Genomic DNA, 23,936 nt, shown 5'->3' with positions numbered 1-23,936 from the left:
GGAGGGGCGCGACATCATTCGTATACGAACGAATTGCCGCGGCGTGCGGACGGTTGCCGTCAACTCCGCTTCAAGATGGGCTTCTCTGCATGGTGACTGAGACGGCGAGCGAAGGTGCAGGGGACAAGATCCGCTGCGATGCCTGTCCGGTGATGTGCTACATCAAGCCGGGCGCGGCTGGCGCCTGCGACCGCTATGCCAATCAGGACGGTGTGCTGGTGCGCGTCGATCCGCATATCCTGCTGGAGCGCACGGTGTCGCATGGCGGCAAGCTGGTGCCGTTCCAGGCGAGCGGCGACTGGGACGGCAAGATCGTGCATCAGCCGGAGCTGTTCGTCACCGCGATCGGCGCCGGCACCACCTATCCCGACTACAAGCCCGCGCCGTTCATCGTGTCCTCGCAGGTCGAGGGCGTCGACATGGTCACGGTCGTGACCGAGGGCATCTTCAGCTATTGCGGCGTCAAGGTGAAGATCGACACCGATCGCTATCTCGGCCCGGAAGCGGCGACGGTGCGGGTCGACGGCGAAGCGGTCGGTCACGTCACGACCAGCGAATACGGCTCGCAGATGCTCTCGCTCGGCGGCGTGCATCATCTCACCGGCGGCTCCAAGAAGGAGGGGCGCGTCACCTGCGACGCGCTGATGGACCTCAGCAACCGCAAGGCCGTCGAGCTCGTCGTCGACGGCGGCTCCAGCGTGATCGTGCAGGCGGGGCAGCCGCCTGTTGTCAACGGCGTCAAGGAAGAGCGCATGCGCGTCGGCTGCGGCTCGGCCACGATCGGCATGTTCGCCAAGCAATGGCAGGGCAAGGTCGACGAGGTCGTCGTGGTCGATGATCACATCACCGGCGTGCTGTCGGAGCACCAGGCCGGCAAGCTGCTCGACATTGCCGCGACCGGCATCAAGATGAAGGGACGGCGCTCCACGCCGGGCCGCTACTTCCAGGTGGCGCAGCCCGGAACCGGCTGGGGCGGCACCGACATCTCCGATCCGCTGTCGATTCTCGGGCCGTTCGATGCGAAGACGGCGAAGCCTGGCACGACGCTGCTGATGGTGTCCACGACGGGCGAACATGCCGCCTACTACGTGCTCGACGAGTCGCTCAAGCCGGTGCAGCGTGAGATGCCGCCGGAGCTGCAGTTCTCGGTCGAGCGCATCCAGGAGAACTGCGAGCCGGCACTGTGCACCGTGCTGTTCATGGCCGGTGCCGGCGGCTCGCTGCGCGCGGGCGTCACCGACAATCCGGTGCGGCTGACGCGGTCGGTCAAGGATACGCTGACGCGGGTCACGAGCGGCGGTGCGCCGGTCTATGTCTGGCCGGGCGGCGGCATCACCTACATGGTCGACGTGACCCAGATGCCGGCCGGCGCCTTCGGCTATGTGCCGACGCCGGCGATCGTCGCACCGATCGAGTTCACGTTGAGGCTATCGGACTACGCGGCGCTCGGTGGGCACATGGACTACGTCCAGCCGCTCACGTCGCTCAAGGATGTCAGCAAGGACATTCGCCAGCTGCCGTGGCCGAGGCCGGGCGCATGACCCGGCAGCCACAGATCGCCTTGTTGCCCGAGCGGCGGCTGCATCTGCAGGACGGCCCGATCGATCTGATCATCGGCGCCGACGCCGCCGATGGCGATGTTCGCGCGGCCTATCGTGCGGCGGCCGAGCGTTTCACGGGTCTCTTGGACGAGCTGTGTGCGGAACTGTCCGATCTGCGCAAGGGAGCCGATCACGATCGTTGCCCATTGAAAGGCGTCGTTGCGCGGCGGATGCATGCGGCCGTGTCGCCGTTCGCGCGCGAGATGTTCATCACGCCGATGGCCGCGGTCGCGGGCAGCGTCGCCGAGGAGATTCTCGGCGCCATGCGCGGCGCGGCGAAGCTGACGCGGGCCTATGTCAACAATGGCGGTGACATCGCACTACATCTGCGGGATGCCGCCACGTTCAGCGTCGGGCTGATGGACCGTCCCGACGGCGCAGGCGTGATGCGCAGGATGACGCTTCGTGCTGCCGATGCGATCGGAGGCGTCGCCACATCGGGCCGCCACGGCCGCAGCTTCTCGCTGGGCATTGCCGACGCGGTGACGGTGCTCGCGCGCAGCGCGGCGCAGGCCGATGCGGCGGCGACGGCGATCGGCAACGCCGTTGACCTTCCGGGTCATCCGGCCGTGCTTCGCCGACCCGCCTGCGAGCTGCAGCCGGACAGCGATCTCGGTGACCGCCTCGTCACATGCGAGGTCGGAGATCTCGGTGATGCCGAGATTGCCCAAGCGCTGGCCGTGGGCGAGCATCGTGCGCAGTCGCTGCTCTCGGCCGGCCTGATCGAAGGCGCCGTACTGCAGCTCCGCGGCAACATTCGCGTTGTCGGTCCGCGCGCGATCGAGATCGTTCGTCGGCCGCAGTTGCGGGCGGCGGCGGCGTGAGGTTTGATGCATGATGTGCAGGAATACGAAGGGTCGACGATGAGCGCCGTCATCAGAAAGATCGTGACCGTGGTCGAGGAAGTCCATCAGGAGATGGGCCGGACCGTGTCGCCGCCGACGCGGCGCGCGGCGGCAGTGGCGGTGATCGAGAATCCGTTTGCCGGCCGCTATGTCGAGGACCTCACGCCGCTGATCGCGATCGGCGAGGAGCTCGGCGAGATGCTCGCCAAGCGCGCCGTGGCCGCGCTCGGCATCGAGGGGCCGGCGGCGCACAGCTACGGCAAGGCCGCGGCCGTCGGCAGCGACGGCGAGCTGGAGCATGCCGCCGCGATCCTGCATCCGAAAATGGGCGCGCCGGTGCGCAAGGTGCTCGGCAAGGGCGCGGCGCTGATCCCGTCATCGAAAAAGCGCGGCGGCGTCGGTTGCACGCTCGACATCCCGCTCGGGCACAAGGACGCCGCCTTCGTGCGCAGCCATTTCGACGGCATGGAGGTGCAGATCAACGACGCGCCACGCGCCAACGAGATCATGGTCGCGCTCGCGGTCACCGACAGCGGGCGTCCCTTGCCAAGGGTCGGCGGGCTCACGGTCGCCGAGATCAAGGGCGACGACGGTCTAAGATAATTCAAATCAAAATTGGAGGCTGAAGGGATGCGACGGAGAACGATGCTTGCGGCAGGCCTGGGCCTTGCCGTTGCCGGATTGACGGGCACGGCGCGTGCCGAGGACGTCATCAAGATCGGCGAGATCAACAGCTACTCGCTGTTGCCGGCGTTTACCGAGCCCTACCGCAAGGGCTGGCAGCTCGCGGTCGAGGAGGTCAATGCGGCCGGCGGCATCAACGGCAAGAAGCTCGTCGTCGTCTCCAAGGACGACAGCGGCAAGCCGGCCGACGCGCAGACCGCTGCCAATGAGCTGGTGTCGAGCGAAAACGTGGCGATGCTCGCCGGCACGTTCCTGTCGAACATCGGTCTGGCCGTCAGCGACTTCGCCAACCAGAAGAAGGTGTTCTTCCTGGCGGCCGAGCCGCTGACCGACGCCATCACCTGGGCGAAGGGCAACAAATACACCTTCCGCCTTCGTCCGTCGAACTACATGCAGGCGGCAATGCTGGTGGAGGAGGCCGCGAAGCTTCCCGCCAAGCGCTGGGCCACGATCGCGCCGAACTACGAATACGGCCAGTCGGCCGTCGCCGTGTTCAAGAAGCTGCTCTCCGAGAAGCGCCCGGACATCCAGTGGGTCGACGAGCAGTGGCCGCCGCAGGGCAAGATCGACGCCGGTCCGGTGGTGCAGGCCGTCGCCGCCGCCAACCCGGAGGCGATCCTCAACGTCACCTTCGGCGCCGATCTCGTGAAGCTGGTCCGCGAAGGCAACACCCGCGGCCTGTTCAAGGACCGCAAGGTCGTCAGCTTCCTGACCGGAGAGCCGGAATATCTCGATCCGCTCAAGGAGGAGACGCCCGAGGGCTGGATCGTCACCGGCTATCCCTGGTATTCGATCAAGACGCCCGAGCACGACGCGTTCCTGAAGGCCTACCAGGCCAAGTACAACGACTATCCGCGGCTCGGCTCGATCGTCGGCTACCAGACCATCAAGTCGGCGGCCGCCATCCTCGCCAAGGCCGGCTCGACCGATACCGACAAGCTGATCGCCGCGGCTGAGGGCCTGTCCGTTCCGTCGCCCTTCGGCGAGATCACCTTCCGCAAGATCGACCACCAGTCGACGCTCGGCGCTTATGTCGGCAGGACCGCGCTGAAGGACGGCAAGGGCATCATGGTCGACACCGTCTACCGCAAGGGCTCGGACTATCTGCCGAGCGATGCCGAAGTTTCCAAGCTCCGTCCGAAGGACTGAGTGAGGTCTTCCTGCCTCCTCCTCCCGCGGAGGAGAGCGGGCGGGGTGAGGGCGCGCGACGCCTGATCTACAGGTTCAGGCCGAGATCCCTCACCCCACGCTTGCTCGCCGGCTCATTGACAGAGCACACGAGCTCGAACTCGGCTCATTCGACACAGACGATCTCCTGACGCGGACCGCCCATGGCCTTCTATTTCGTCCAGTTCCTGACCGGCCTTGCCAGCGCAGCCTCGCTGTTCCTGGTGGCGTCGGGACTGTCGATCATCTTCGGCGTGACCCGCATCGTCAATTTCGCCCATGGCGCGTTCTACATGCTCGGCGCCTATGTGGCCTTCTCGCTCACGGAGCGGCTGTCTGGCTCGCTCGGCTTCTGGGGCGGCATCGTCGTGGCGGCGCTCGTGGTCGCGGCCATCGGCGTCCTCGTCGAGATCGTGCTGCTGCGCCGGATCTATCATGCGCCGGAGCTGTTCCAGCTGCTCGCGACCTTCGGCCTGACCCTGATGGTCGAAGATCTCGTGGTGCTGATCTGGGGACCGGACGATCTGGTCGGCCGCCGTGCACCCGGCCTCAAAGGGGCGGTCGATTTCTTCGGTCAGAACATTCCGAGCTACGACCTGTTCCTGATCGCGCTCGGTCCGATCGTGCTCGGGGTGCTGTGGTTGCTGTTCCAGCGCACCCGCTGGGGCATCCTGGTGCGCGCGGCGACGCAGGACCGCGACATGGTCGCGGCGCTCGGCGTCAATCAGAAATGGCTGTTCACCTCGGTGTTCGCGGTCGGCGTCTTCCTCGCCGCGCTCGGCGGCGCGCTGCAGATCCCGCGCGACGCGGTCCATCACGCGATGGACCTGCGCATCATCGTCGAGGTGTTCGTGGTCGTCGTGATCGGCGGCCTCGGCAGCATCCTCGGCGCGTTCGTTGCCGCCGTGCTGGTGTCGGAGCTCAATGCCTTCGGCATTCTCATCTTCCCCACGATCTCGCTGATCCTCGTGTTCCTGGTGATGGCCGTCGTGCTGGTCGTGCGGCCCTGGGGCCTGTTCGGCAAGAAGGAGGCGCCGGCGCGCCGCACGCCGGGCCTGACCGTCATTCCGTGGCGCCCGCTGAGCTCGGTCGAGCGGCTGGCCTCTCTCGTCGCGCTGGCGCTGGCGGCGATGCTGCCCTTCATCGCCGGCAACTACGCGCTGACCGTCGGCGCCGAGATCGCGATCTTCGTGATCTTCGCGGCGTCCCTGCATTTCCTGATGGCGGTCGGCGGCCTTGCTTCCTTCGGCCACGCCGCCTATTTCGGTTTGGGCGCTTACGGCGTCGCCTTCCTTGCCAAGATGGCGGGACTGCCGATGATCGCCTGCCTCTTGCTGGGGCCGCTGCTCGGCGCGCTCGGTGCGGCCGTGTTCGGCGCCTTCGCCGTCCAGCTTTCCGGCGTGTATTTCGCGATGCTCACCTTGGCCTTTGCGCAAATCGTGTGGTCGATCGCGTTCCAATGGGTCGCGGTCACCGGTGGTGATAACGGCATTCTCGGGCTCTGGCCGGAGAAATGGGCGGCGTCGCCGTCGCATTTCTACTGGCTCGCGCTTGGCGTCTCCGCCTTCGTTGTCGGCGTGCTGCGCCTGATCACCTTCTCGCCGTTCGGCTATGCCCTGCGCGGCATGCGGGACTCGCCGTTGCGCAGCGAGTCCATCGGCATCAACGGCAAGCGCATCCAGTGGACGGCCTTCATCATCGCCGGCACCACGGCCGGCATCGGCGGCGCCCTGTTCGCCTATCTCAAGGGCAGCGTGTTTCCGGACAACATGGGCATCTCGCTCTCGGTCGATGCGCTGGTCATGGTGCTGCTGGGCGGCGTGGAGACGGTGCCCGGCGCAATCTTCGGCGCCATCGTCTACAAGGCGCTCAACATCTGGCTGGTCAGCCAGACCGACTGGTCGAAGCTCGTGCTCGGCATCTTCATCGTGCTGATCGTGGTGGTGTTCCCGAAAGGTATCGTGGGTGTGGTCGAAACCGTCATGCATCGGCGTCGCGCACTGGCCCCCAAGGGCGCTTCGCTGTCGGCCAAGATGGAGGGCGCGCAATGAGCCCCGGCGTGTCGCTGCTCTCGGTCGAAGGCCTGTCGAAATCCTATGGCGGCATTCACGCGGTCCGCAACGTGTCGTTCACGCTGCGGGCCGGCGAGATCCTGGCGCTGATCGGCCCGAACGGCGCGGGGAAAAGCACCTGCTTCGACATGCTCAACGGTCAGAACGTGCCGGACAGCGGCCGCATCACGGTGATGGGGCAGGAGACCACGGGGCACAGGCCGCGCGAGGTCTGGCGGCTCGGGGTCGGCCGCACCTTCCAGATCACCGCGACCTATCCGACCATGACCGTGCGCGAGAACATCCAGGTCGCCCTGGTCTCGCATCATCACCGTCTGTTCGATTTCTGGAGCCCGATGATTTCAATCAAGCGCGGCGAGGCCGATCGCCTGCTCGATCTCGTCGGCATGGCCGGCTATGCCGAGCGTCCGTGCGGCGAGCTCGCCTATGGCGACCTCAAGCGGCTGGAGCTCGCGATCGCGCTGGCCAACCAACCGAAGCTCCTGCTGATGGACGAGCCGACCGCCGGCATGGCGCCGCGCGAGCGTGTCGAGCTGATGCGGCTGACGGCTGGAATCGCGCGCGAGCAGTCGATCGGCGTCCTTTTCACGGAGCACGACATGGACGTGGTGTTCGAGCATGCGGACCGCATTCTCGTGCTCAATCGCGGCAGCCTCATTGCCGAGGGATCGCCAGCCGAGGTGCGCGCCAACCGGGAGGTGCAGGCGATCTATCTCGGCGAAGGCCTGCTCTATGATGCCGATCATCGCGAGGGAGCGCCGGCATGAAGCTGTCCGTCGCCAATCTCAACAGCCACTATGGTCCGGCGCATATCCTGTTCGACATCGGCCTCGAGGTCGGCGAGGGCGAGGTGGTGGCGCTGCTCGGGCGCAACGGCGCCGGCAAGTCGACGACCTTCCGGTCGATCGTCGGCCTGGTCGAGCTGCGCGAGGGCCAGATCATGTTCGAGGGGCAGGACATCTCGTCGGCGCCCACCCATGAGATCGTCCGCGCCGGCCTCGGCTACGTTCCGGAGGAGCGCCGCATCTTCACCGAGCTGACGGTGGAGGAAAACCTGGAGGTCGGGCGGCAGAAGCCGCGGCCGAATGCGCCGCAATGGACGCGTGAGAAACTCTATCAGTTGTTTCCCAATCTCGGCGAGATGAAGAACCGCCCGGGCGGCCGCATGAGCGGCGGCGAACAGCAGATGCTCACCATCGCCCGTACACTGATGGGCAATCCGTCGCTGGTGCTGCTCGACGAGCCCTCGGAAGGCCTGTCGCCGAAGATCGTCGAGCAGATGGTCGATGCGATCCTGACCATGAAGAAGGAAGGCGTCTCGCTGGTCGTCTCCGAGCAGAACCTGCATTTCGCCAAGCTGATCTCGGACCGCGCCTACATCATCGAGCGCGGCCGCATCTGCTTCTCCGGCACCATGGCCGAGCTCGACGCGCGGCCCGACATCCGCGACGCGCATCTGTCGATCTGAGGCGAGGGAAGATATGGCCAAGAGTGCCCCGCTGAAGCGATCGGCGAAAGCCACGACGAAGACCGCGCCGAAGCCGCAGGCAAAGCCCGCTGCGAAGGCCACGGCCAAGGCGGCGAAATCAAACTACGTGCTCGACGATCAGATCGGCTTCATCCTGCGCCAGGTCTGGCAGCGCCACACCATGATCTTCGCCCGCGACATCGGCAGCAACCTGACGCCGACGCAATGGGCGGCCATGTCGAAGCTGGTCGAGACCGGACCGTGCTCGCAGAACCAGCTGGGACGGTTCACGGCGATGGACGTCGCGACGATCAAGGGCGTGATCGACCGGCTGACCGCACGCGGTCTCACCGAGACCAGCTCGGATCCGCAGGATGGCCGCCGGCTACTGGTGAGCCTGACCCGCGCGGGTCAGCAGCTCGCGGAGAAGACCGCGCCGCTGGCGCTCGCGATCTCCAAGGAGACCTTGGCGCCGCTGGATGCGAGAGAGCGCGAGAGCTTGCTGTCGCTGCTGAGCCGGCTGAAATAGCTGTTGCAAACCGCCCGCGTAGGGTGGGCAAAGCGAAGCGTGCCCACCATTCTCACCGAGAGCGCATCTGCACATGATGGGCACGCGCCGCCTGGCGGCGTCGCTTTGCCCACCCTACTTGTTTGCTCAGTCGCTATGAGCGCAGCCCGATACAGCACCCTCTCCCCTTGTGGGAGAGGGCATCTCCGGTCCATCCACATTCGCGATTGGGTGAGGGGTATCTCTCGGCGAGCGAGACTCGCGGAGAGATACCCCAGAGATACCCCTCACCCGACCGAGATTTCTGCTCCGTCCTGCATGCCCTCTCCCGCAAGGGGAGAGGGCGCATTCATGAGCACTGCGCTCGCAATGACGAAGCTTGTGGCAACTACTTCGCCACGATCTCCGGAATTTTCGTCGCCGGCGGCGTGTTGCGGCTGCGCTGGGTGCGGACGATGCCGTCGATGATGGTCATCCCGATGCCGGGGAGGTCGCCGAGCTGGACGCTGTCGAGCAGGGTCTTGGCCGGCGAGTGCTGCGCCTTGTCCATGATGACGAAGTCGGCGGAGCGGCCGACCTCGATCAGGCCGCAATCGAGCTCGCGCATCCGCGCGGTGTTGCCGGTGGCGAAGCAGAACGCGATCTCGGCCGGGACATCGCCGAGCGAGGACAAGAGCGAGACCATGCGCAGGATCCCGAGCGGCTGCACGCCGGAGCCGGCCGGCGCGTCGGTGCCGAGGATGACGCGGTGGAGATCGTTCATCTCGCGCGCGGTGCGCAAGGTGAACAGCGCCGAGCGCTCGTTGCCGTTGTGCACCAGCTCGAGCCCCGCCTTGCAGCCCTCGCAGATGCAGCGGATCTGATCGTCGGGCAGCGCGGTGTGGCCGCCATTGATGTGTCCGATGACGTCGGTGCCGGCCTCCAGCACGACGTCCTTGTCGATCAGGCCGGAGCCGGGGATCGACGGACCGCCGGTGTGAATGGTGCTCTGGATGCCGTATTTGCGCGCCCAGCCGACCATCTTGCGCGCGGTCGGGCCGTCCTTGACGCCGCCGAGGCCGACCTCGCCGAGCAGCTTGACGCCGGCGGCGGCGAGCTCCTTGAAGTCGTCCTCGACCATCTCGCATTCGATCACCGGCGCGCCGGCATGCACCTTCACGCCGCCGGGACGGAGCGTCCAGAATGCGCGCTGCGCGAAGATCGCCATCGCCTTCAGGCCGACGACGTCGCGCGGCCGGCCGGGCATGTGCACCTCGCCGGCGGAGATCATCGTGGTGACGCCACCATGCAGATAGGAATCGATCCAGTTGCTCTGGTTCTGCCGCGGCGTCCAGTCGCCGGCGACCGGATGAACATGGCTGTCGATCAGGCCCGGCGCCACCGTCGTGCCATGGGCATCGACGATGGTCGTCGCGCCTTCGGTGTCGACGTCCTTGAAGCGGCCGATTCCCGTGATCTTGCCGTTCTCGGCGACGATCGTGTCGGCATCCAGGATGGGCCGTTCCAGGGCACCGGACAGCATGAGGCCGATGTTGCGGATGACCAGCTTGCTGGGACCGGTTGCTTGCGGCGCGTCATGGGCCATCGGGATATCCTTCTCTCCTGGCAAAGCATTTGCGGCAGTTTGCGCCTGCACGCGGCGCAGCATCAAGCCGGTTTCGGTCATTCGTACACGAATGATCAGGTCCGGCAAGCGGCGGCCTGCACGAAGATTTGGCGCGGGTTGCCTACCCTTCGGACACCGCGCGGGCCCTATGAACGCGGCGATATCCTCGGCTTCGGCCGCGTGTTCGACATCCCCGTCCCCTGTGCTTGTGGCGGTGGTCTCCGCGCTGGTGATGAACCGCACCCTGGACGTTGCTGCCGCGATCCGGCATCACCTCGTGTGATCTCTTTGCGACGAGGGTGACGGCAGATGAGCGACGACCTTCACACGATCGGCGCGGGCGGCATCACCGCCTCGGTCAAGGCTGATGGCGCCGAGCTGTGCTCGCTGAAGACGGCCGGGGGCCTGGAGTTGCTCTGGCAGGCCGGAGGCGCCTGGCCGCGCCATGCGCCATGGCTGTTTCCAATCGTCGGCCGACTCAGGAATGACCATCTCCACCACCGCGGCCAGACCTATCCGATGACCCAGCACGGCTTCGCCCGCGACCTGCGTTTCACCTGGCTGGAGCGCGGGGCCGAGTCGTGCGTGTTGCAACTGACCGACGACGAGACGACGCGGGTGCGCTATCCGTTCGCCTTCCGTCTCACGGTGAGCTACCGGATCGCCGTTGACGCGCTGGACGTGGCGGTCGAGATCGCCAACCCCGGTGCGGAGATGCTGCCCGCCTCGTTCGGCGGCCATCCCGCCTTCAACTGGCCGCTGCTCCCCGGCCAGCCGAAGGAGAGCTATCGGCTGATTTTTGCAGAGCCTGAGCTGGCGCCGATCCGCCGTCTGACCGGCGGTTTGCTGCGCGAGCGGCCGGAGCCCTCACCGATCGAGGGGCGCGTTCTCCCGTTGAGCGAACGCCTGTTCGACGATGATGCCGTGATCCTCGATCAGCCGGCCAGCCGTTCGGTTCGCCTCGTCGGAACCAGGGGACCGGCGCTTGAGTTAGCCTGGGATAATTTTCGTCAGCTTGGAATCTGGTCGAAGCCCGGCGGCGTGCCGTTCCTGTGCATCGAGCCGTGGCGCGGTTTCGCTAGTCCGCTCAATTTCGACGGCGAGTTCGCGGCCAAGCCCGGCGTCATGCATATCGCGCCGGGCGTCGCCGAGAGGCTACGCTGCCGCATCAGAATCGATTCCTCGAATTAGTATGACTTATCTCGCGAGCGCCCGTTTGCGTGCACAGCGGTAACCGTGATCAGCAGTTTTGGGCCTGGAAATGACGGCGCCGTGACCTACATGAGAGACGAGCGCGGAACTTTGGCTATGATGCGTCGAACGACCGGCGGTTGGCGGGCGCTTTCTCCGAACTGATAACGGTCGATCATCGAACATGATGCGTGGCGCGAACTCAGGCGCTCGCAGCCGGTTCTTGCAGCCGTGCGCCTTTGCCATCAGCGGGCGCGCGGAGATCTCATGGCAGGGGCGCGCGTAAGTGGCGTTACGCGGGGGAACGGGAGGATGGGATGGTGTTGAGAGCTGTTGTCGGCGCGATTACATGCGCCGTGTTGCTCGCAGCGACCGATGCTGTGGCAGGGGCCTATCAGCCGGGTGACTTCCTCAAGCTCGATTTATCGAAGGCCGTGTTGTCGCCGGAGCCGCTCGGCCCCGAGGCGCATTTCGAACCCGTGCCCATCGAAGCCAAAACAGATCGACCTGCGGTCGCCGTCCGTTCTGCTGTTGACCCCGACGTCAGTTCCGGAATCCCGCGCGCCGTCGCCACCCGGCGGCCTCATGGTACGAGGACGGCCGAGCGGCCCCGCGGCGCCGCCCGCACCAAGCTCGTCCATCGGCGCGGCAATCCGCTCGACGCGCAGGCGATGGATACGCGCATTCAGACCTGGCCGTGCCGGCCTGGCAGCGGCGGCATCTGCAACTGGCGCTGATCGGCGGGTCTACCCGCGCGCCTGTTGCGTCCAGGAACCTCGCTCCCGACATCTTGATCGAGGTGGATGCCGGCTTGCTTGAACTCACAAGCGGAGCGAAGGCAAGCTGAGCACTTCCCGCCAAGGTCTTGATGTTTCGAGGCTGCCGCCGGCGCTCGCTGGCGAGCGGCTCGCGCGATTCCAGGAGATTTCATGAACGCCATCGACACCCAGGGTATCCGCCTGCCCAAGCTCGGGCTCGGCACCTTTCGCATGCAGGGCACCGTCTGCCGCGAGGCCGTCGAGAGCGCGCTTGCGCTCGGGTACCGCCACATCGACACCGCCGAGATGTACGCCAACGAGGACGCGATCGGTGCTGCACTTGCGGCGACCAATCTGCCGCGCGCCGAATTGCATGTCACCACCAAGGTCTGGCCGGAGAACCTCGCGCCGGATGCGATCCGCCGTGCCTTCGACACGAGCCTCAAGAAGCTCCGGCTGGAGTTCGTCGATCTCTATCTCATCCACTGGCCGGCCAAGGGGATGAACCTGCCCGCCGCCCTGGAGACGCTGCTGAAGCTGAAGGAGGAGGGGCGCACACGCGCGATCGGCGTCGCCAACTTCACCGTCGCGCTGCTGAAGCAGGCGGTCGAGGAGATCCAGGCACCTGTCGCCTGCAATCAGGTCGAATATCATGTGATGCTCGACCAGTCGAAGCTGATGGCCTACATGGCGGGCCGCTCGATTCCCCTGGTGGCCTATTGCCCGCTGGCGCAGGGACGGGCCGCCGCCGACGAGACGCTTGGGGCCATCGGCAGGAAGCATGGCGCCAGCGCCGCCCAGGTCGCGCTGAAATGGCTGTTGGACCAGGATGGGGTGGCGGCGATCCCCAAGGCAGCGCGCCCGGAAAGTCAGCGTGCGAACTGGGATGCGATGAAGCTTCAACTCGACGATGAGGATCGCGCCACCATCGCGTCCCTCCCGAAGGACAAGCGCTTCGTCAATCCGGCCTTTGCGCCGGACTGGGACCGCTGACGACCACGCGAAGCCCTGCAAGAACGGGCGTCAGAACGAACGCCACAGAAAATGGCCCCTTGCGGGGCCATTGCTGTGTCGAAGTTGCAGATCAGTCGCGCCGGATGATCACGGTGCGATCGTGATGGCGGTGGAAGGGCCGGACATAACGGTGAGGCCGGTACTCACGATGCATGCGGTATTCGGCGCGGGACCGATCCCAGCCGTGGTGGTAGTGATGACCGCCACGCTTGATGACCACGGTCTCGGCATTGGCGATCGACGGTGCCGCGAGCGCGACGACCGCCAGGGAAGCGAGCGCGAGAGCGATTTTCTTCATGTTGTCCTCCAGAATGAAAGTGCGGGATCAACTTGAAGTGTGAAAGAACGTTCCGCAGGAACTTCCACGAAGTTGCTGAATGCACGTTCAGATTTGGTCTTCAAGCTCGCGGGCGAATCGCGGCGCCCCCTCGAGCCCGCCGCGTCAGTCGCATTTCCTGAGCGCTGGCGTCGGCTTGCCGTTGGCAACGAAGCGGCCGTCACGAATGGTGTAGCTGTCGTCCTCGCCGCGATTGAACACGGAGCGGATGTTGCCGTCGGCGGTCCGGGTGATCCCGTTCTCTCGCGTCTGGCGCGCTTTGGGCAGCACGATCGAGAGCACCAGCGTCTGGTCCGCCTCGACGCGTGCGCTCGCCACCTGGTTGACGTCGGACGGATCGTGGTCACGACGATAGATCAGGTGACGATCGTCAGTGACTTCGTAGGAGATGATGGCGCCGCGGCCCTTGACCGGCGGTGCGCTGCAGTCGGCGGCCCAGGTTCCGATCAGGCCCCAGGTCCGGGCGACCTCGACGGTGTCGTCGGCCCGGGCGGCAGACGCTGATGATGCGCAGAGGACGATTGCGATGAGAGGGCGGGAGATCGAAATCATGCGGTCTCGCGGGGATGACTGCCGTGACATCTTAATGCACTGCGTCAACGGCGCAACGACAGACCTGCGCCGAGATCGTTGGCACAAAGTCTCATTCTTTCCGGGCCGGCCTTGCTGGCGAGGGGGACAAGGCGCATGCTCCCCGCAACTACAAACAAGCGTGGGGAGGCTGACCATGTCTGCGCTGTCGCGCCGCAAATTCCTGCTGTCGTCCGGAGCGGCCGCCATGGCCGCGCTATCGGGTCCCGTCGGCGCCGCGATGGGGCCGGCCGACAAGTTCGATCTGGTGATCAAGGGCGGCGACGTGATCGATCCCAGCCAGTCGCTCCGAGGCAGGCGCGACATCGGGATCCGCTGGGGCGTCGTCGAAGCGGTCGAGCCCGAGATACCGGCCGAGCGGGCGCTGCGGTCGATCGACGCCAACGGCCGGCTGGTGACGCCGGGCCTGATCGATCTCCACAGTCACGTCTACCCCTATGGTTCGGCGATCGGGATTCCCCCGGACGAACTGGTGCAATTCCAGGGCACCACGACGGTCGTCTCGGCCGGCGACGCCGGTGTGAACAATCTGGCGGCGCTGCGCCGCTTCATCACCGCCCAGTCGCGGGCACGCATCTACGCCTTCGTCCACATCGCCAACAACGGCCTGTCGGCGTTCCCGGTGGCCGAGCTCTACAACATCGACAACGCGCAGGTCGACGCCGGCGCCATGGCGCTGGCGGAGAACCCGGACTTCCTGCTCGGGGTCAAGGTGCGGATGTCGGAGAACGTGATCTTCAAGCACGGGCTCGAGCCGCTGAAGCGCGGCATCAAGGCCTGCGAGCTGTGCGGCTGGCCGGCGCGGATGATGGTGCATATCGGTGGCGTCGAGACCGGCGAGCTGATGTCGCAGATCCTGGACCTGCTGCGCCCCGGCGACATCCTGACCCATGCCTATTCCGGCGCGCCGAATATGGGCGGCGCCTTCACCAACATCGTCCAGGACGGCAAGCTGCTGCCCGCGGCGCTCGCCGCCAAGCAGCGCGGCGTGCTGTTCGATGTTGGCCATGGCGGCGGCAGCTTCGATTTCACCGTGGCCGAAGTCGCAATCCCCGGCGGCTGCGGCCCGGACACCATCTCCTCCGACATCCATGTGTTCTCCGGCAACAGCCCGGGCATGCCGTTCCTGCCCAACGTGATGGCGAAATTCATCGCGATGGGATTTTCGTTGGAGCAGGTGGTGAGCATGGCCACCTCTGTGCCGGCCAAGATCATCAACCGTGCGCCGAAGATCGGCACGTTGCAGGTCGGCGCGCCGGCCGACGTTGCAATCATGGACCTGGTCGAGGGTCCCGTCAGCTTCGTCGATACCCGCGGCAACAAGCGCGACGGCAAGCTGCAGCTCAAGCCGGTGCAGACGGTCATCAATGGCGTGCCGTTCGGGCGGCCCTATCAGTCGCCCTTTTCGGTGCGGTGAGCGGCGCGCAAATCACTCGATCGCGCGCGTCCGCTCCACATTGGACGAGCGGAGCGGCACGCCGAACTCCTCCCGGCAGACATCGGCGAGCACTGCGATGCCCTCGCGGATCTCCTGATGCGAGGGGCTGGCGAAGCACAGCCGCAGGCGGCTCCGCGCATGCGCGGCGTCGGTGGACCATTCCGGTCCCGGATTGATCGAGACGCCGCGTTTGAGCGCTGCCTGTGACAGCTTCATCGCGTCAACCTGGTCCGGCAGCTTGACCCAGAGGAAGATCCCGCCCTTGGGTGGCGCGAACTCGGCGGAGGTGCCGAACTCCGCGTTGAGCGCCTCGATCAGGGTGTCCAGCTTGGCGCGCAGGCCCCGCACCAACTGCGGCACGTGGGTCGCGAAATGCGGCCTGCAATATTCCGCTAGCACCATCTGTTCCAGCGCGCCCGAGCCGGCATCGGTCTTGAGGGCCAGCAGCACCGACATGATCTCCCAGGGCGCGACCAGGAAGCCGACCCGCAGCGCGGGTGCGACCGATTTCGAGAACGAGCCGAGGTGGATCACGCCGCCATGATCGGACATGCCGTGGATCGCGCGGGGCCGTTTGCCCTCCCAGATCAGGTCGGCGTAGCAGTCGTCCTCGAACACCGGCACGCCATAGGCGCGCGACAGCCACAGCAGCTCGGCACGGCGGCTTTCCGGCATGATGGTGCCGGTCGGGTTCTGCACCGTCGGAATGGTATAGATGTATTTCGGCCGGATGCCGCGATCCTTCAGATCGGCCAGCACCGTCGCCAGCGCATCGGTTCGCATGCCGTCCTGGTCGAGCGGGATGCCGATGACCTTGACGCCCAGTCGCGCCAGCCGCGTCAGCGTGCCCTGGTAATTGTCCTGCTCGACCAGCACGGTGTCGCCGCGCGTCAGCAGCGCCTGGTTGACGAGGTCGAGGCCCTGCAGCGAGCCGGACAGGATCATGATGTCGTCGGCGCGCGCCGACATGCCCGCGTCCCGCGTCAGCTTGGCGGCAAGAAAGTCCCGCAGCGGCCGGTAGCCTTGAGGCCCGTGCGCGAGGCCGTAGGTGGCGAGCGCGCGTCCCTCGCGGGCGAGCACGGCGTCGGCAGCCGCGCGCAAGCCCTCCACGGGCACGGCGTCGGCGTCGTTGTTGCCACCGACGAAGCTGTATTTTGCGAGTCCCGTCCAGCGCGCGGCCGGCGCGGGCAGGCCGGGGCTGAGGAGGGGTGCAAAATCGAATGCGGCCATGAGGCGCGGCTCCCTTGTTCTCGATTTGAGGCGACTTTAAACAGATACCAGGGCGCTTGTCCTGGCAGGGCAGGTCCTTTTCCCGGGGAAGGCGACCTTCGCGCGGCGATTCCGCCGCTCTGGCGCGCGCCTGCGATCCCGGCTAAAGCAGCCCGGAAAAGCAGCGAGACTTGCAATGGCCGACTCGATCCAGGAAGTTCTGTACGCCTTCGCCAAGGGCGAGATGGTCGTCGTGACCGATGACGACGACCGCGAGGGCGAGGGCGATCTCATCGTCGCCGCCTCGCTCTGCACGCCCGACAAGATGGCGTTCATCATTCGCCATACCTCCGGCATCGTCTGCGCGCCGATCACGGCCGACGACGCGCGGCGGCTGCGGCTCGACCCGATGGTCGCGCACAACGATTCCAATCACACCACGGCGTTCACCGTCTCGATCGACTACAAGCCGGACGGTGGCACCGGAATCTCGGCCGAGGAGCGTGCCTCCTGCTGTCGCGCGCTCGCCAATCCCAATGCCGGCGCCAATGATTTTGCGCGGCCCGGCCATATCTTCCCGCTGATCGCGCGCGACGGCGGCGTGCTGCTGCGCTCGGGCCACACCGAGGCGGCGGTCGATCTCTGCAAGCTCTCGGGGCTGCCGCCGGTCGGCGTCATCTCCGAGTTGATGAACGATGACGGCACGGTCATGAAGGGCGAGCAGGTCGTTCGTTTCGCCGCGGCCCACAATCTCAAGCATGTCACCATCGCCGATCTCATCTCCTACCGGCAGGCGCGCGAGAAGCTGATCGAGCGGGTGTCGACGTTCACGACCGACAGCCCGATCGGGCCGCTGCAGGGCTTCGCCTACCGCTCGCCGTTCGATCCGATCACCCACGCCGCGTTCGTCTACAACGGCATCGGCGACGGCAAGAACGTGCTGACGCGGCTGCACAAGCCCAACATCGTGAAGGATCTGATCGCGGGCCCGCAGCGTATCCAGGCGGTGCTGCAGCACTTCAAGCAGGCCGGTCGCGGCGTGCTGATCTATCTGCGCGACGGCGCGGCCGGCGTTCCCGTCGAGCCGGTCGAAGAGCCGCATACCGCGGAGGCCGATCGCCATCGGCAGTGGCGCGAGGTCGGCGTCGGTGCGCAGATCCTGCGTGATCTCGGCGTGACCTCGATCCGGAACCTGACGTCGTCGGCGCATGACTACAAGGGCCTGTCGGGTTTCGGCATCGAGATCGTCGCCAACGAGCGGCTTGAAGGCTGAACTTCCAGGATTTAACCTCTAGACTGCTGCGACCCGTGCGCAGCGAGACGCGAAAGGACCATTCATGAGCGCGCGCCCTCAGGCAAAGGACAAGCCGGCCCAGTCGAGCTTCCAGTGGGACGATCCCTTCCTGCTGGACGAGCAGTTGACCGAGGACGAGCGCATGGTGCGTGACACCGCGCGCGCCTATGCCCAGGACAAGCTGCTGCCGCGCGTGACCAAGGCCTATCTCGACGAGAAGACCGATCGCGAGATATTCAACGAGATGGGCGAGCTCGGCCTGATCGGCATCACCTTGCCGGAGGAATATGGCTGCGCCAATGCGAGCTACGTCGCCTATGGCCTCGTGGCGCGCGAGATCGAGCGCGTCGATTCCGGCTATCGCTCGATGAACTCGGTGCAGTCCTCGCTGGTGATGTATCCGATCTACGCCTATGGCGACGAGAGCCAGCGCAAGAAGTACCTGCCGAAGCTCGCCAGCGGCGAATGGGTCGGCTGTTTCGGCCTCACCGAGCCGGATGCCGGCTCCGATCCGGCCGGCATGAAGACCCGCGCCGAGAAGGTCGCCGACGGCTACCGCCTGACCGGCAGCAAGATGTGGATCTCGAACGCGCCGATCGCCGACGTGTTCGTGGTGTGGGCGAAGTCGGCCGCGCATGACAACCAGATCCGTGGCTTCATCCTCGAGAAGGGCATGAAGGGGCTGTCGGCGCCGAAGATCGGCGGCAAGCTCTCGTTGCGTGCCTCGATCACCGGCGAGGTCGTGATGGACGGCGTGGTGGTGCCGGAGAGCGCGCTGCTGCCCAACGTGTCCGGCCTGAAAGGGCCGTTCGGCTGCCTCAATCGCGCCCGCTACGGCATCTCCTGGGGCGTGCTCGGCGCCGCCGAGGACTGCATGCATCGCGCCCGCCAGTATACGCTGGACCGCAAGCAGTTCGGTCGTCCGCTTGCCGCCACGCAACTGGTGCAGAAGAAGCTTGCGGACATGGAGACGGAGATCGCGCTTGGCTTGCAGGCAAGCTTGCGCGTCGGCCGGCTGATGGACGAGGGCAAGATGGCCCCGGAGATGATCTCGATCGTCAAGCGCAACAATTGCGGCAAGGCGCTCGACATCGCCCGCGTCGCGCGCGACATGCACGGCGGCAACGGCATTTCGATCGAGTATCAGGTGATGCGCCACGTCGCCAACCTCGAGACGGTCAATACCTACGAGGGCACGCACGACGTCCACGCGCTGATCCTCGGCCGCGCCATCACCGGCATCCAGGCGTTCTTCTAATTCGCCTGGTCGATCTTGGGGACGGGCCCTGAGTCCTCAACTGTCATCGTCCGCGCAAGCGGACGATCCAGTATGCCGAGACGAGAGTGATCAGCCGATATGCCAGGGCGTACCGGATGCCCCGCCTGCGCGGGGCATGACGCCGGAGGAAGCGGGCCATTCAAGCGCCCGCGCAGAGTTAAGGGCAGCAGATGGCCGAGGAAGACGTCCCATTCAACCGCAACTTCCCGCTTGCAGCTGGAGTCGTCGAGGAGGTGCGTCCGGGCATTCGCCGCGTCCTCTGCAACAATCCGAGCCCGTTCACCTTCACCGGTACCGTCAGCTACATCGTGGGCACCGGTAACGTCGCGATCATCGATCCGGGTCCGGACAACGAGGCCCATGCGCAGGCGCTGCTCGATGCCGTCAGAGGCGAGACCGTCACGCACATCCTGGTGACGCACACCCACCGCGATCACTCGCCGAACACCGGCCGGCTCAAGGCCGCGACCGGCGCCACCGTCTATGCCGAGGGCCCGCATCGCGCGTCGCGGCCGCGCTACGAGAGCGAGAAGCACAGCCCGGAATCCGGCGTCGATCGGGACTTCGCGCCCGATGTCACCGTTGCCGATGGTGACGTGATCGAGGGGCAGGGCTGGCAGCTCGAGGCGCTGGCGACACCCGGTCATACCGCCAACCATCTCGCCTTCGCCTGGGGCGCGCGTAGCACCACCTTCGTCGGCGATCACGTGATGGGCTGGGCCACCTCGATCGTGGCGCCGCCCGACGGTTCGATGGTCGACTACATGGCTTCGCTGGAGCGGCTCGCCGCGCGGCCCGAGGAGCTGTATTTCTCAGGCCACGGACCGGAAATTCCGGAGGGACCGCGCTACACGCGCTTCCTGATGCGCCATCGCCAGGCGCGCGAAGCCTCGATCCTGCATCGCCTCGCCAAGGGCGAGGCCGACATCCCGACCATGGTGCGCGCGATCTATATCGGCATCGATCCGCGGCTCACCACGGCGGCCGGCTATTCCGTGCTGGCGCATCTGGAAGACCTCGTCGCCCGCGGCGTGGTCGCGACGGAAGGCGATCCGGTGATCGGCGGGACGTATCGGCTGGTGTAGCGAATAGGCGAAGAGGGAGTAGGGAGGAGGCAAGGAAGCACGGTCGTGCTCGACGTTCTCCCTGTTCGGTAATCCCTATTCGCCTCTCACTTCTTCACCGTCTTCGCATTCCCCTTCGCTGCCATGGGCGGCGGCGTCACCTTCTTCACCGGCTTCTGCGCCTCGGCCTCGCCGGCGCTGGAGAGATCCTCGATCAGCTTGGTCACGCGCGCGGCGTTGCTGCCGATATCTGACTCGAAATAGCGCGAGGCGGAGCGGACGTCGACGCGGGAATCCTCGCCGTCGGGCTGGATCCGGATCGAGATGTCCTCGCGAAAGCCCATGATCGGCGTGCGTGCGACCGCCTCGATGCGGCCGACGCGGCGCGGCGGCTGCGGCGCGCGCTCGTCGACCACGAACCATTTGCGCCGGTTGACCAGCTTCAGCGCGATCGCATAGGCACGATCGGGCGGCAGCTCGATCTGCACCGGCTCGATGTCCGGATAGAATTTCTGCTGCTGCTCGGCTGAATACAGCCCGGCATACACGGCCGTGTTGGTGCCGTCGCCGTTGCGCAGCGGCGCCAAGGCCTCGAAGCGCGGCGGATCGATCGGGTCGGTGGTGATGTCGTAGATCTTCGGCAGCTTGCGGTACTGGAGCGCGAGGTAGGCCGGATAGGCCAGCACCACGGCATCGATCATGAAGGCGAGCAGGATCCGGCTCATGCCGCGGCTGCCGTTGCGCCAGATCGCGACGAAGGCCGCGAGCCCGAGCAGGATCGACAGCACGGCAAGCCCCAGCGCTCCGAAGAACGTCGCCAGCGCCGGCTTCATCTCCAGAAAATCGAAGCGCAGGATCAGGATCGAGACCAGCACGGCGACGACCGAGAACACCGCCAGATTGCGGGTCCAGGTCGCGAGGCTGGAGATGGGCTCCGACAGATAGGGGGCGTGAAACCTGCGTGCCATCGTGTCAGGAACTGCCGGGTTGGGCCGCTGCCTGCGTTGCGCCGGGCGGCCGGGTCATCCGTGTGAGACCACGCGGAGGGGCTAAATTCAAGAGGGGTCTGGCCCGGAGAGGGCGGTTGATCCGTTGACTGCGTCAGGCGCTTGGGATGGGGCGGGCGCGCAAGGCCGTCAGCATCAATAGGATTGTTGCGACGGAGAATGCCGCGCCGGTCGCGAACGTCGCCTGCGACCCATAGGCTTGCCACAGCCATCCCGCCAGCAGGCTCGCGACCAGCAGCGCAGCGCCGGTCACAAGGTTGAACAGGCCGAACGCGGTGCCGCGCAGGTCCGGCGGGGCGGTATCGGCGACCATCGCCGACAACAGCCCCTGCGACAGCCCGAGGTAGAGGCCCCACAGCGCGACGCCGATCGCGGTGCCGATCAGGCCGGGCACGAAGGCCAGCGTCAGGTCGGCGGCTGTCAGCACCACGAGGCCGCAGGTCAGCACGTTGTTGCGGCCGATGCGGTCGGAGAGGATGCCGGCGGGCATGGCGACGCCGGCATAGATCAGGTTCATCAGCACGTAGACCAACGGGATGAGGGAGAGAGCGAGGCCGTCGGCCTGCGCCTTGAGCACCAGGAACGCCTCGCTGAAGCGGGCCAACGCGAACACCGCGCCGATGGCGACCACGATCCAGTAGGCTGATGGCAGCCGGCGCAGCTCGCGCGCATGGACCGGCCAGCCGGGGTGCGGCGCAGGCGCTGTCTCCACCGGCTCGCGCACGCCGAACAGGATCAGCAGCACGGCAAGCGTGGCCGGCAGCGCCGACCACCAGAACACCGCCCGGAAGTCGTTGGCATAGAGCGCCATCAGCGCCACTGCGAGGAGGGGACCGGCAAAGGCGCCGATCGTGTCGAGCGCCTGGCGCAGGCCGTAGCTCGCGCCGCGGATGCCTTCCGGCGTGACGTCGGCGATCAGTGCGTCGCGCGGCGCCTCGCGGATGCCCTTGCCGATGCGGTCGACGAAGCGCGCGGCGAGGATCTGCCAGGATGTGCCGGCGAGCGGAAACACCGGCTTGGTCAATGCCGCCAGCCCATAGCCGATTGCGACCAGCAGCTTGCGCTTGCCGATGCGGTCGGACAGTGCGCCGGAGAACACCTTGGTGATTGCGGCGGTAGCCTCGGACACGCCTTCGATCAGGCCAATGGTCACCGTGGAGGCGCCGACCACGGTGGCGAGGAAGACCGGCAGCAGCGCGTGGATCAGCTCCGAGGAGATGTCCATCAGCAGCGACACCAGCCCGAGCGTCAGCACCGTCGACGGTACGTCGCGCCATGTCGTGGAAGCCGGGACGCGCGCTCTTGAACCCATGCCCATCTTCTAGATGCGGCCGAGACTGCCATCTTGCGCCACGTCAAAGCCGCAGCGGCACAAGCGCCACGGCCCCGCCGAAAGGGAGGGGCCGCGGCTTCCTTGGTCAGGCTGCGCCGGATGCTCAGTGCCCATGCACCAGCGGGCAGGCCGAGTCGGCGAGCTTGCCGAACGCCTCCTCGCCCGACATCGTCTGGATCAGCTTGTAGTAGTCCCAGGGGTACTTCGACTCCTCCGGCTTCTTGACCTGCATGATGTACATCTCGTGCTCCATCAGGCCGTCGGCGCGGACCTTGCCGTTCGACGTGAACATGTCGTCGATCTTCATCTTGCGCAGCTGGTCCATGACCTTGTCGGAGTCGGTGGTGCCGGCCGCCTTCACGGCGTTGAGATAGGTCGTCGTCGCCGAGTAGTAGGCGGCCTGGTTCATGGTCGGCTCGCGCTTGGTCTTTTCGAAATAGCGCTTGGCGAAGGCGCGGGTCTTGTCGTTGAGATCCCAATACCAGCCGGTGGTGAGATAGAGACCCTGCGCGGTCTTCAGGCCAAGACTGTGGATGTCGCTGATGAAGGCGAGCAGCGCCGCCGGCTTCATCGTCTTGGCGATGCCGAATTCATCCGCGGCCTTGATCGAGTTCGTGAAGTCATTGCCGGCATTGGCGAGGCCCAGAACCTGCGCGCCCGAGCCCTGCGCCTGCAGCAGATAGCTTGAGAAATCCGAGGTGGAGAGCGGCACGCGGACCGCTCCGACCACCTTGCCGCCATTGGCCTCGACCACCTTGGACGCGGCTTCCTGCAACTGGGTGCCGAAGGCGTAGTCGGCGGTCAGGAAGAACCAGCTCTTGCCGCCCTGGCTGACCATGGTCTTGGCGGTGCCGTTGGCGAGCGAGGTCGTATCGTAGGCGTAGTGGACGGTGTAGGGCGTGCAGTCCTTGCCCGTCAGCGAGGCGCCGGCGGCACCGATCGCAATGAACGGTATTTTCTTCTCCTTGGCGGCGGTGGCCATCGCGAGGCTGACCCCCGTGTTGGAGCCGCCGAGGATCATGGTGACGCCGTCGCGATCGGCCCACTCGCGCAATTTCTGGGCGCCGACGTCCGGCTTGTTCTGATGATCGCTCTCCATGAACTCGATCTTGTTGCCGAGCACGCTGCCGCCGAAATCCTCGATCGCCATCTTTGCAGCCTCGACGCCGCCCGGCCCGATCACGTCGGCATAGAGCCCGGACATGTCGTCGATGTCGCCGATCACGACCTTGTTGCCGGCGGCGTGAGCGGCCGTGGCGACCAGTGATGCTCCCAGCAGCCAGGGCAGCAGGCGGATTGATTTTCGCATGGTGGCGTTCCCTCGTTTTTTATGGTGCCGGACCTTAGGAACCCGCCCATGGGCTTCCTATTCGCCTTTGGTCGAGGCGAGGGCGATGGAACTTTTTGCGCGGAACGCAAACGGCCCCCGCGGGGGGCGCAGGGGCCGTGAGTCTCGCGCGGAACGGGAGT

General features: G+C 66.2%; 22 protein-coding genes. 15 read left to right on the top strand and 7 right to left on the bottom strand.

What is annotated here, in order from left to right; genetic code table 11:
- Positions 1-89: 89 nt before the first annotated feature.
- The 8 genes from ACQR1F_RS25585 (at position 90) to ACQR1F_RS25550 (ending at position 8,366) form a co-directional block, all read left to right on the top strand.
- Positions 90-1,541 (top strand): 6-hydroxynicotinate reductase, encoded by a 1,452-nt coding sequence (locus ACQR1F_RS25585; protein WP_316178321.1) that lies wholly within the window; start codon positions 90-92, stop codon positions 1,539-1,541.
- Entirely contained in the window at positions 1,538-2,425 is an 888-nt protein-coding gene (locus ACQR1F_RS25580; RefSeq protein WP_434908741.1) for a UPF0280 family protein, read from the top strand. The genes ACQR1F_RS25585 and ACQR1F_RS25580 overlap by 4 nt, the downstream gene beginning before the upstream one ends.
- 39 nt (positions 2,426-2,464) lie before the next feature.
- Complete coding sequence (locus tag ACQR1F_RS25575; RefSeq protein ID WP_315802282.1) at positions 2,465-3,049, top strand: amino acid synthesis family protein; 585 nt, start codon at positions 2,465-2,467, stop codon at positions 3,047-3,049.
- A gap of 27 nt (positions 3,050-3,076) precedes the next feature.
- Positions 3,077-4,279: an ABC transporter substrate-binding protein gene (locus tag ACQR1F_RS25570; protein WP_434893069.1), complete on the top strand. Its 1,203-nt coding sequence runs from the start codon at positions 3,077-3,079 to the stop codon at positions 4,277-4,279.
- A gap of 182 nt (positions 4,280-4,461) precedes the next feature.
- Positions 4,462-6,348 carry an ABC transporter permease gene (locus tag ACQR1F_RS25565; RefSeq protein ID WP_434893070.1) on the top strand — a complete coding sequence of 629 codons (1,887 nt, stop codon included), beginning with the start codon at positions 4,462-4,464 and terminating at the stop codon, positions 6,346-6,348.
- Positions 6,345-7,136, top strand: a complete 792-nt coding sequence (locus ACQR1F_RS25560) for an ABC transporter ATP-binding protein (RefSeq protein WP_434893071.1) — start codon at positions 6,345-6,347, stop codon at positions 7,134-7,136. The genes ACQR1F_RS25565 and ACQR1F_RS25560 overlap by 4 nt, the downstream gene beginning before the upstream one ends.
- On the top strand, positions 7,133-7,837 hold the full coding sequence (locus tag ACQR1F_RS25555; protein WP_434890625.1) for an ABC transporter ATP-binding protein: 705 nt from the start codon (positions 7,133-7,135) through the stop codon (positions 7,835-7,837). Before ACQR1F_RS25560 ends, ACQR1F_RS25555 begins: the two co-directional genes overlap by 4 nt.
- Before the next feature lie 13 nt (positions 7,838-7,850).
- Positions 7,851-8,366 (top strand): MarR family winged helix-turn-helix transcriptional regulator, encoded by a 516-nt coding sequence (locus ACQR1F_RS25550; protein WP_434914073.1) that lies wholly within the window; start codon positions 7,851-7,853, stop codon positions 8,364-8,366.
- A gap of 367 nt (positions 8,367-8,733) precedes the next feature.
- On the opposite strand, the gene ACQR1F_RS25545 is transcribed toward ACQR1F_RS25550, so the two are convergent.
- Positions 8,734-9,930 carry an amidohydrolase family protein gene (locus ACQR1F_RS25545; protein WP_315802289.1) on the bottom strand — a complete coding sequence of 399 codons (1,197 nt, stop codon included), beginning with the start codon at positions 9,928-9,930 and terminating at the stop codon, positions 8,734-8,736.
- A gap of 330 nt (positions 9,931-10,260) precedes the next feature.
- Here ACQR1F_RS25545 and ACQR1F_RS25540 point away from each other — a divergent pair, with 330 nt between their 5' ends.
- The 3 genes from ACQR1F_RS25540 (at position 10,261) to ACQR1F_RS25530 (ending at position 12,893) form a co-directional block, all read left to right on the top strand.
- Positions 10,261-11,142 carry an aldose 1-epimerase family protein gene (locus tag ACQR1F_RS25540; protein WP_434914072.1) on the top strand — a complete coding sequence of 294 codons (882 nt, stop codon included), beginning with the start codon at positions 10,261-10,263 and terminating at the stop codon, positions 11,140-11,142.
- A 317-nt stretch (positions 11,143-11,459) separates the two neighbouring features.
- Positions 11,460-11,879, top strand: coding sequence for a hypothetical protein (locus ACQR1F_RS25535; protein ID WP_316178335.1), 420 nt, complete (start codon positions 11,460-11,462; stop codon positions 11,877-11,879).
- A gap of 192 nt (positions 11,880-12,071) precedes the next feature.
- A complete protein-coding gene (locus ACQR1F_RS25530) occupies positions 12,072-12,893 on the top strand; it encodes an aldo/keto reductase (RefSeq protein WP_315802291.1) in 822 nt (273 codons plus the stop codon).
- A 91-nt stretch (positions 12,894-12,984) separates the two neighbouring features.
- Here the strand turns inward: ACQR1F_RS25530 and ACQR1F_RS25525 are convergent, their stop codons facing one another.
- Both ACQR1F_RS25525 and ACQR1F_RS25520 read right to left on the bottom strand, forming a co-directional pair.
- On the bottom strand, positions 12,985-13,212 hold the full coding sequence (locus tag ACQR1F_RS25525) for a hypothetical protein (RefSeq protein WP_315802292.1): 228 nt from the start codon (positions 13,210-13,212) through the stop codon (positions 12,985-12,987).
- A gap of 144 nt (positions 13,213-13,356) precedes the next feature.
- Entirely contained in the window at positions 13,357-13,803 is a 447-nt protein-coding gene (locus ACQR1F_RS25520; protein WP_315802293.1) for a hypothetical protein, read from the bottom strand.
- Between the two features lie 175 nt (positions 13,804-13,978).
- Here ACQR1F_RS25520 and ACQR1F_RS25515 point away from each other — a divergent pair, with 175 nt between their 5' ends.
- Positions 13,979-15,259, top strand: a complete 1,281-nt coding sequence (locus tag ACQR1F_RS25515) for an amidohydrolase family protein (RefSeq protein WP_434914071.1) — start codon at positions 13,979-13,981, stop codon at positions 15,257-15,259.
- A gap of 12 nt (positions 15,260-15,271) precedes the next feature.
- On the opposite strand, the gene ACQR1F_RS25510 is transcribed toward ACQR1F_RS25515, so the two are convergent.
- Positions 15,272-16,510: a PLP-dependent aminotransferase family protein gene (locus ACQR1F_RS25510; protein WP_434873943.1), complete on the bottom strand. Its 1,239-nt coding sequence runs from the start codon at positions 16,508-16,510 to the stop codon at positions 15,272-15,274.
- Positions 16,511-16,685: 175 nt separating this feature from the next.
- Between ACQR1F_RS25510 and ribB the strand changes: the two genes are divergently transcribed.
- The 3 genes from ribB (at position 16,686) to ACQR1F_RS25495 (ending at position 20,147) form a co-directional block, all read left to right on the top strand.
- Positions 16,686-17,762 carry a 3,4-dihydroxy-2-butanone-4-phosphate synthase gene (gene ribB / locus ACQR1F_RS25505; RefSeq protein WP_315802296.1) on the top strand — a complete coding sequence of 359 codons (1,077 nt, stop codon included), beginning with the start codon at positions 16,686-16,688 and terminating at the stop codon, positions 17,760-17,762.
- A 64-nt stretch (positions 17,763-17,826) separates the two neighbouring features.
- The gene (locus tag ACQR1F_RS25500) at positions 17,827-19,041 is read left to right on the top strand and encodes an acyl-CoA dehydrogenase (protein WP_315802297.1); all 1,215 of its coding nucleotides are present in this window, start codon (positions 17,827-17,829) and stop codon (positions 19,039-19,041) included.
- 191 nt (positions 19,042-19,232) lie between these two features.
- The gene (locus ACQR1F_RS25495; protein WP_315802298.1) at positions 19,233-20,147 is read left to right on the top strand and encodes an MBL fold metallo-hydrolase; all 915 of its coding nucleotides are present in this window, start codon (positions 19,233-19,235) and stop codon (positions 20,145-20,147) included.
- Positions 20,148-20,233: 86 nt separating this feature from the next.
- Here ACQR1F_RS25495 and ACQR1F_RS25490 read toward each other — a convergent pair whose 3' ends face one another.
- The 3 genes from ACQR1F_RS25490 to ACQR1F_RS25480 all read right to left on the bottom strand — a co-directional run bounded on the left by ACQR1F_RS25490 (position 20,234) and on the right by ACQR1F_RS25480 (position 23,775).
- On the bottom strand, positions 20,234-21,094 hold the full coding sequence (locus ACQR1F_RS25490; RefSeq protein WP_315802299.1) for a DUF1499 domain-containing protein: 861 nt from the start codon (positions 21,092-21,094) through the stop codon (positions 20,234-20,236).
- Between the two features lie 133 nt (positions 21,095-21,227).
- Positions 21,228-22,451 (bottom strand): MFS transporter, encoded by a 1,224-nt coding sequence (locus ACQR1F_RS25485; protein WP_410051463.1) that lies wholly within the window; start codon positions 22,449-22,451, stop codon positions 21,228-21,230.
- A 118-nt stretch (positions 22,452-22,569) separates the two neighbouring features.
- Complete coding sequence (locus ACQR1F_RS25480; RefSeq protein ID WP_434914070.1) at positions 22,570-23,775, bottom strand: ABC transporter substrate-binding protein; 1,206 nt, start codon at positions 23,773-23,775, stop codon at positions 22,570-22,572.
- Positions 23,776-23,936 lie beyond the last annotated feature (161 nt).

It is taken from the genome of Bradyrhizobium sp. HKCCYLS3013, assembly GCF_051167615.1.
Classification (GTDB): Bacteria; Pseudomonadota; Alphaproteobacteria; order Rhizobiales; family Xanthobacteraceae; genus Bradyrhizobium.
Note: the sequence above shows the minus strand (reverse complement) of the source record. Positions and strands in the feature narration are given on the sequence as shown.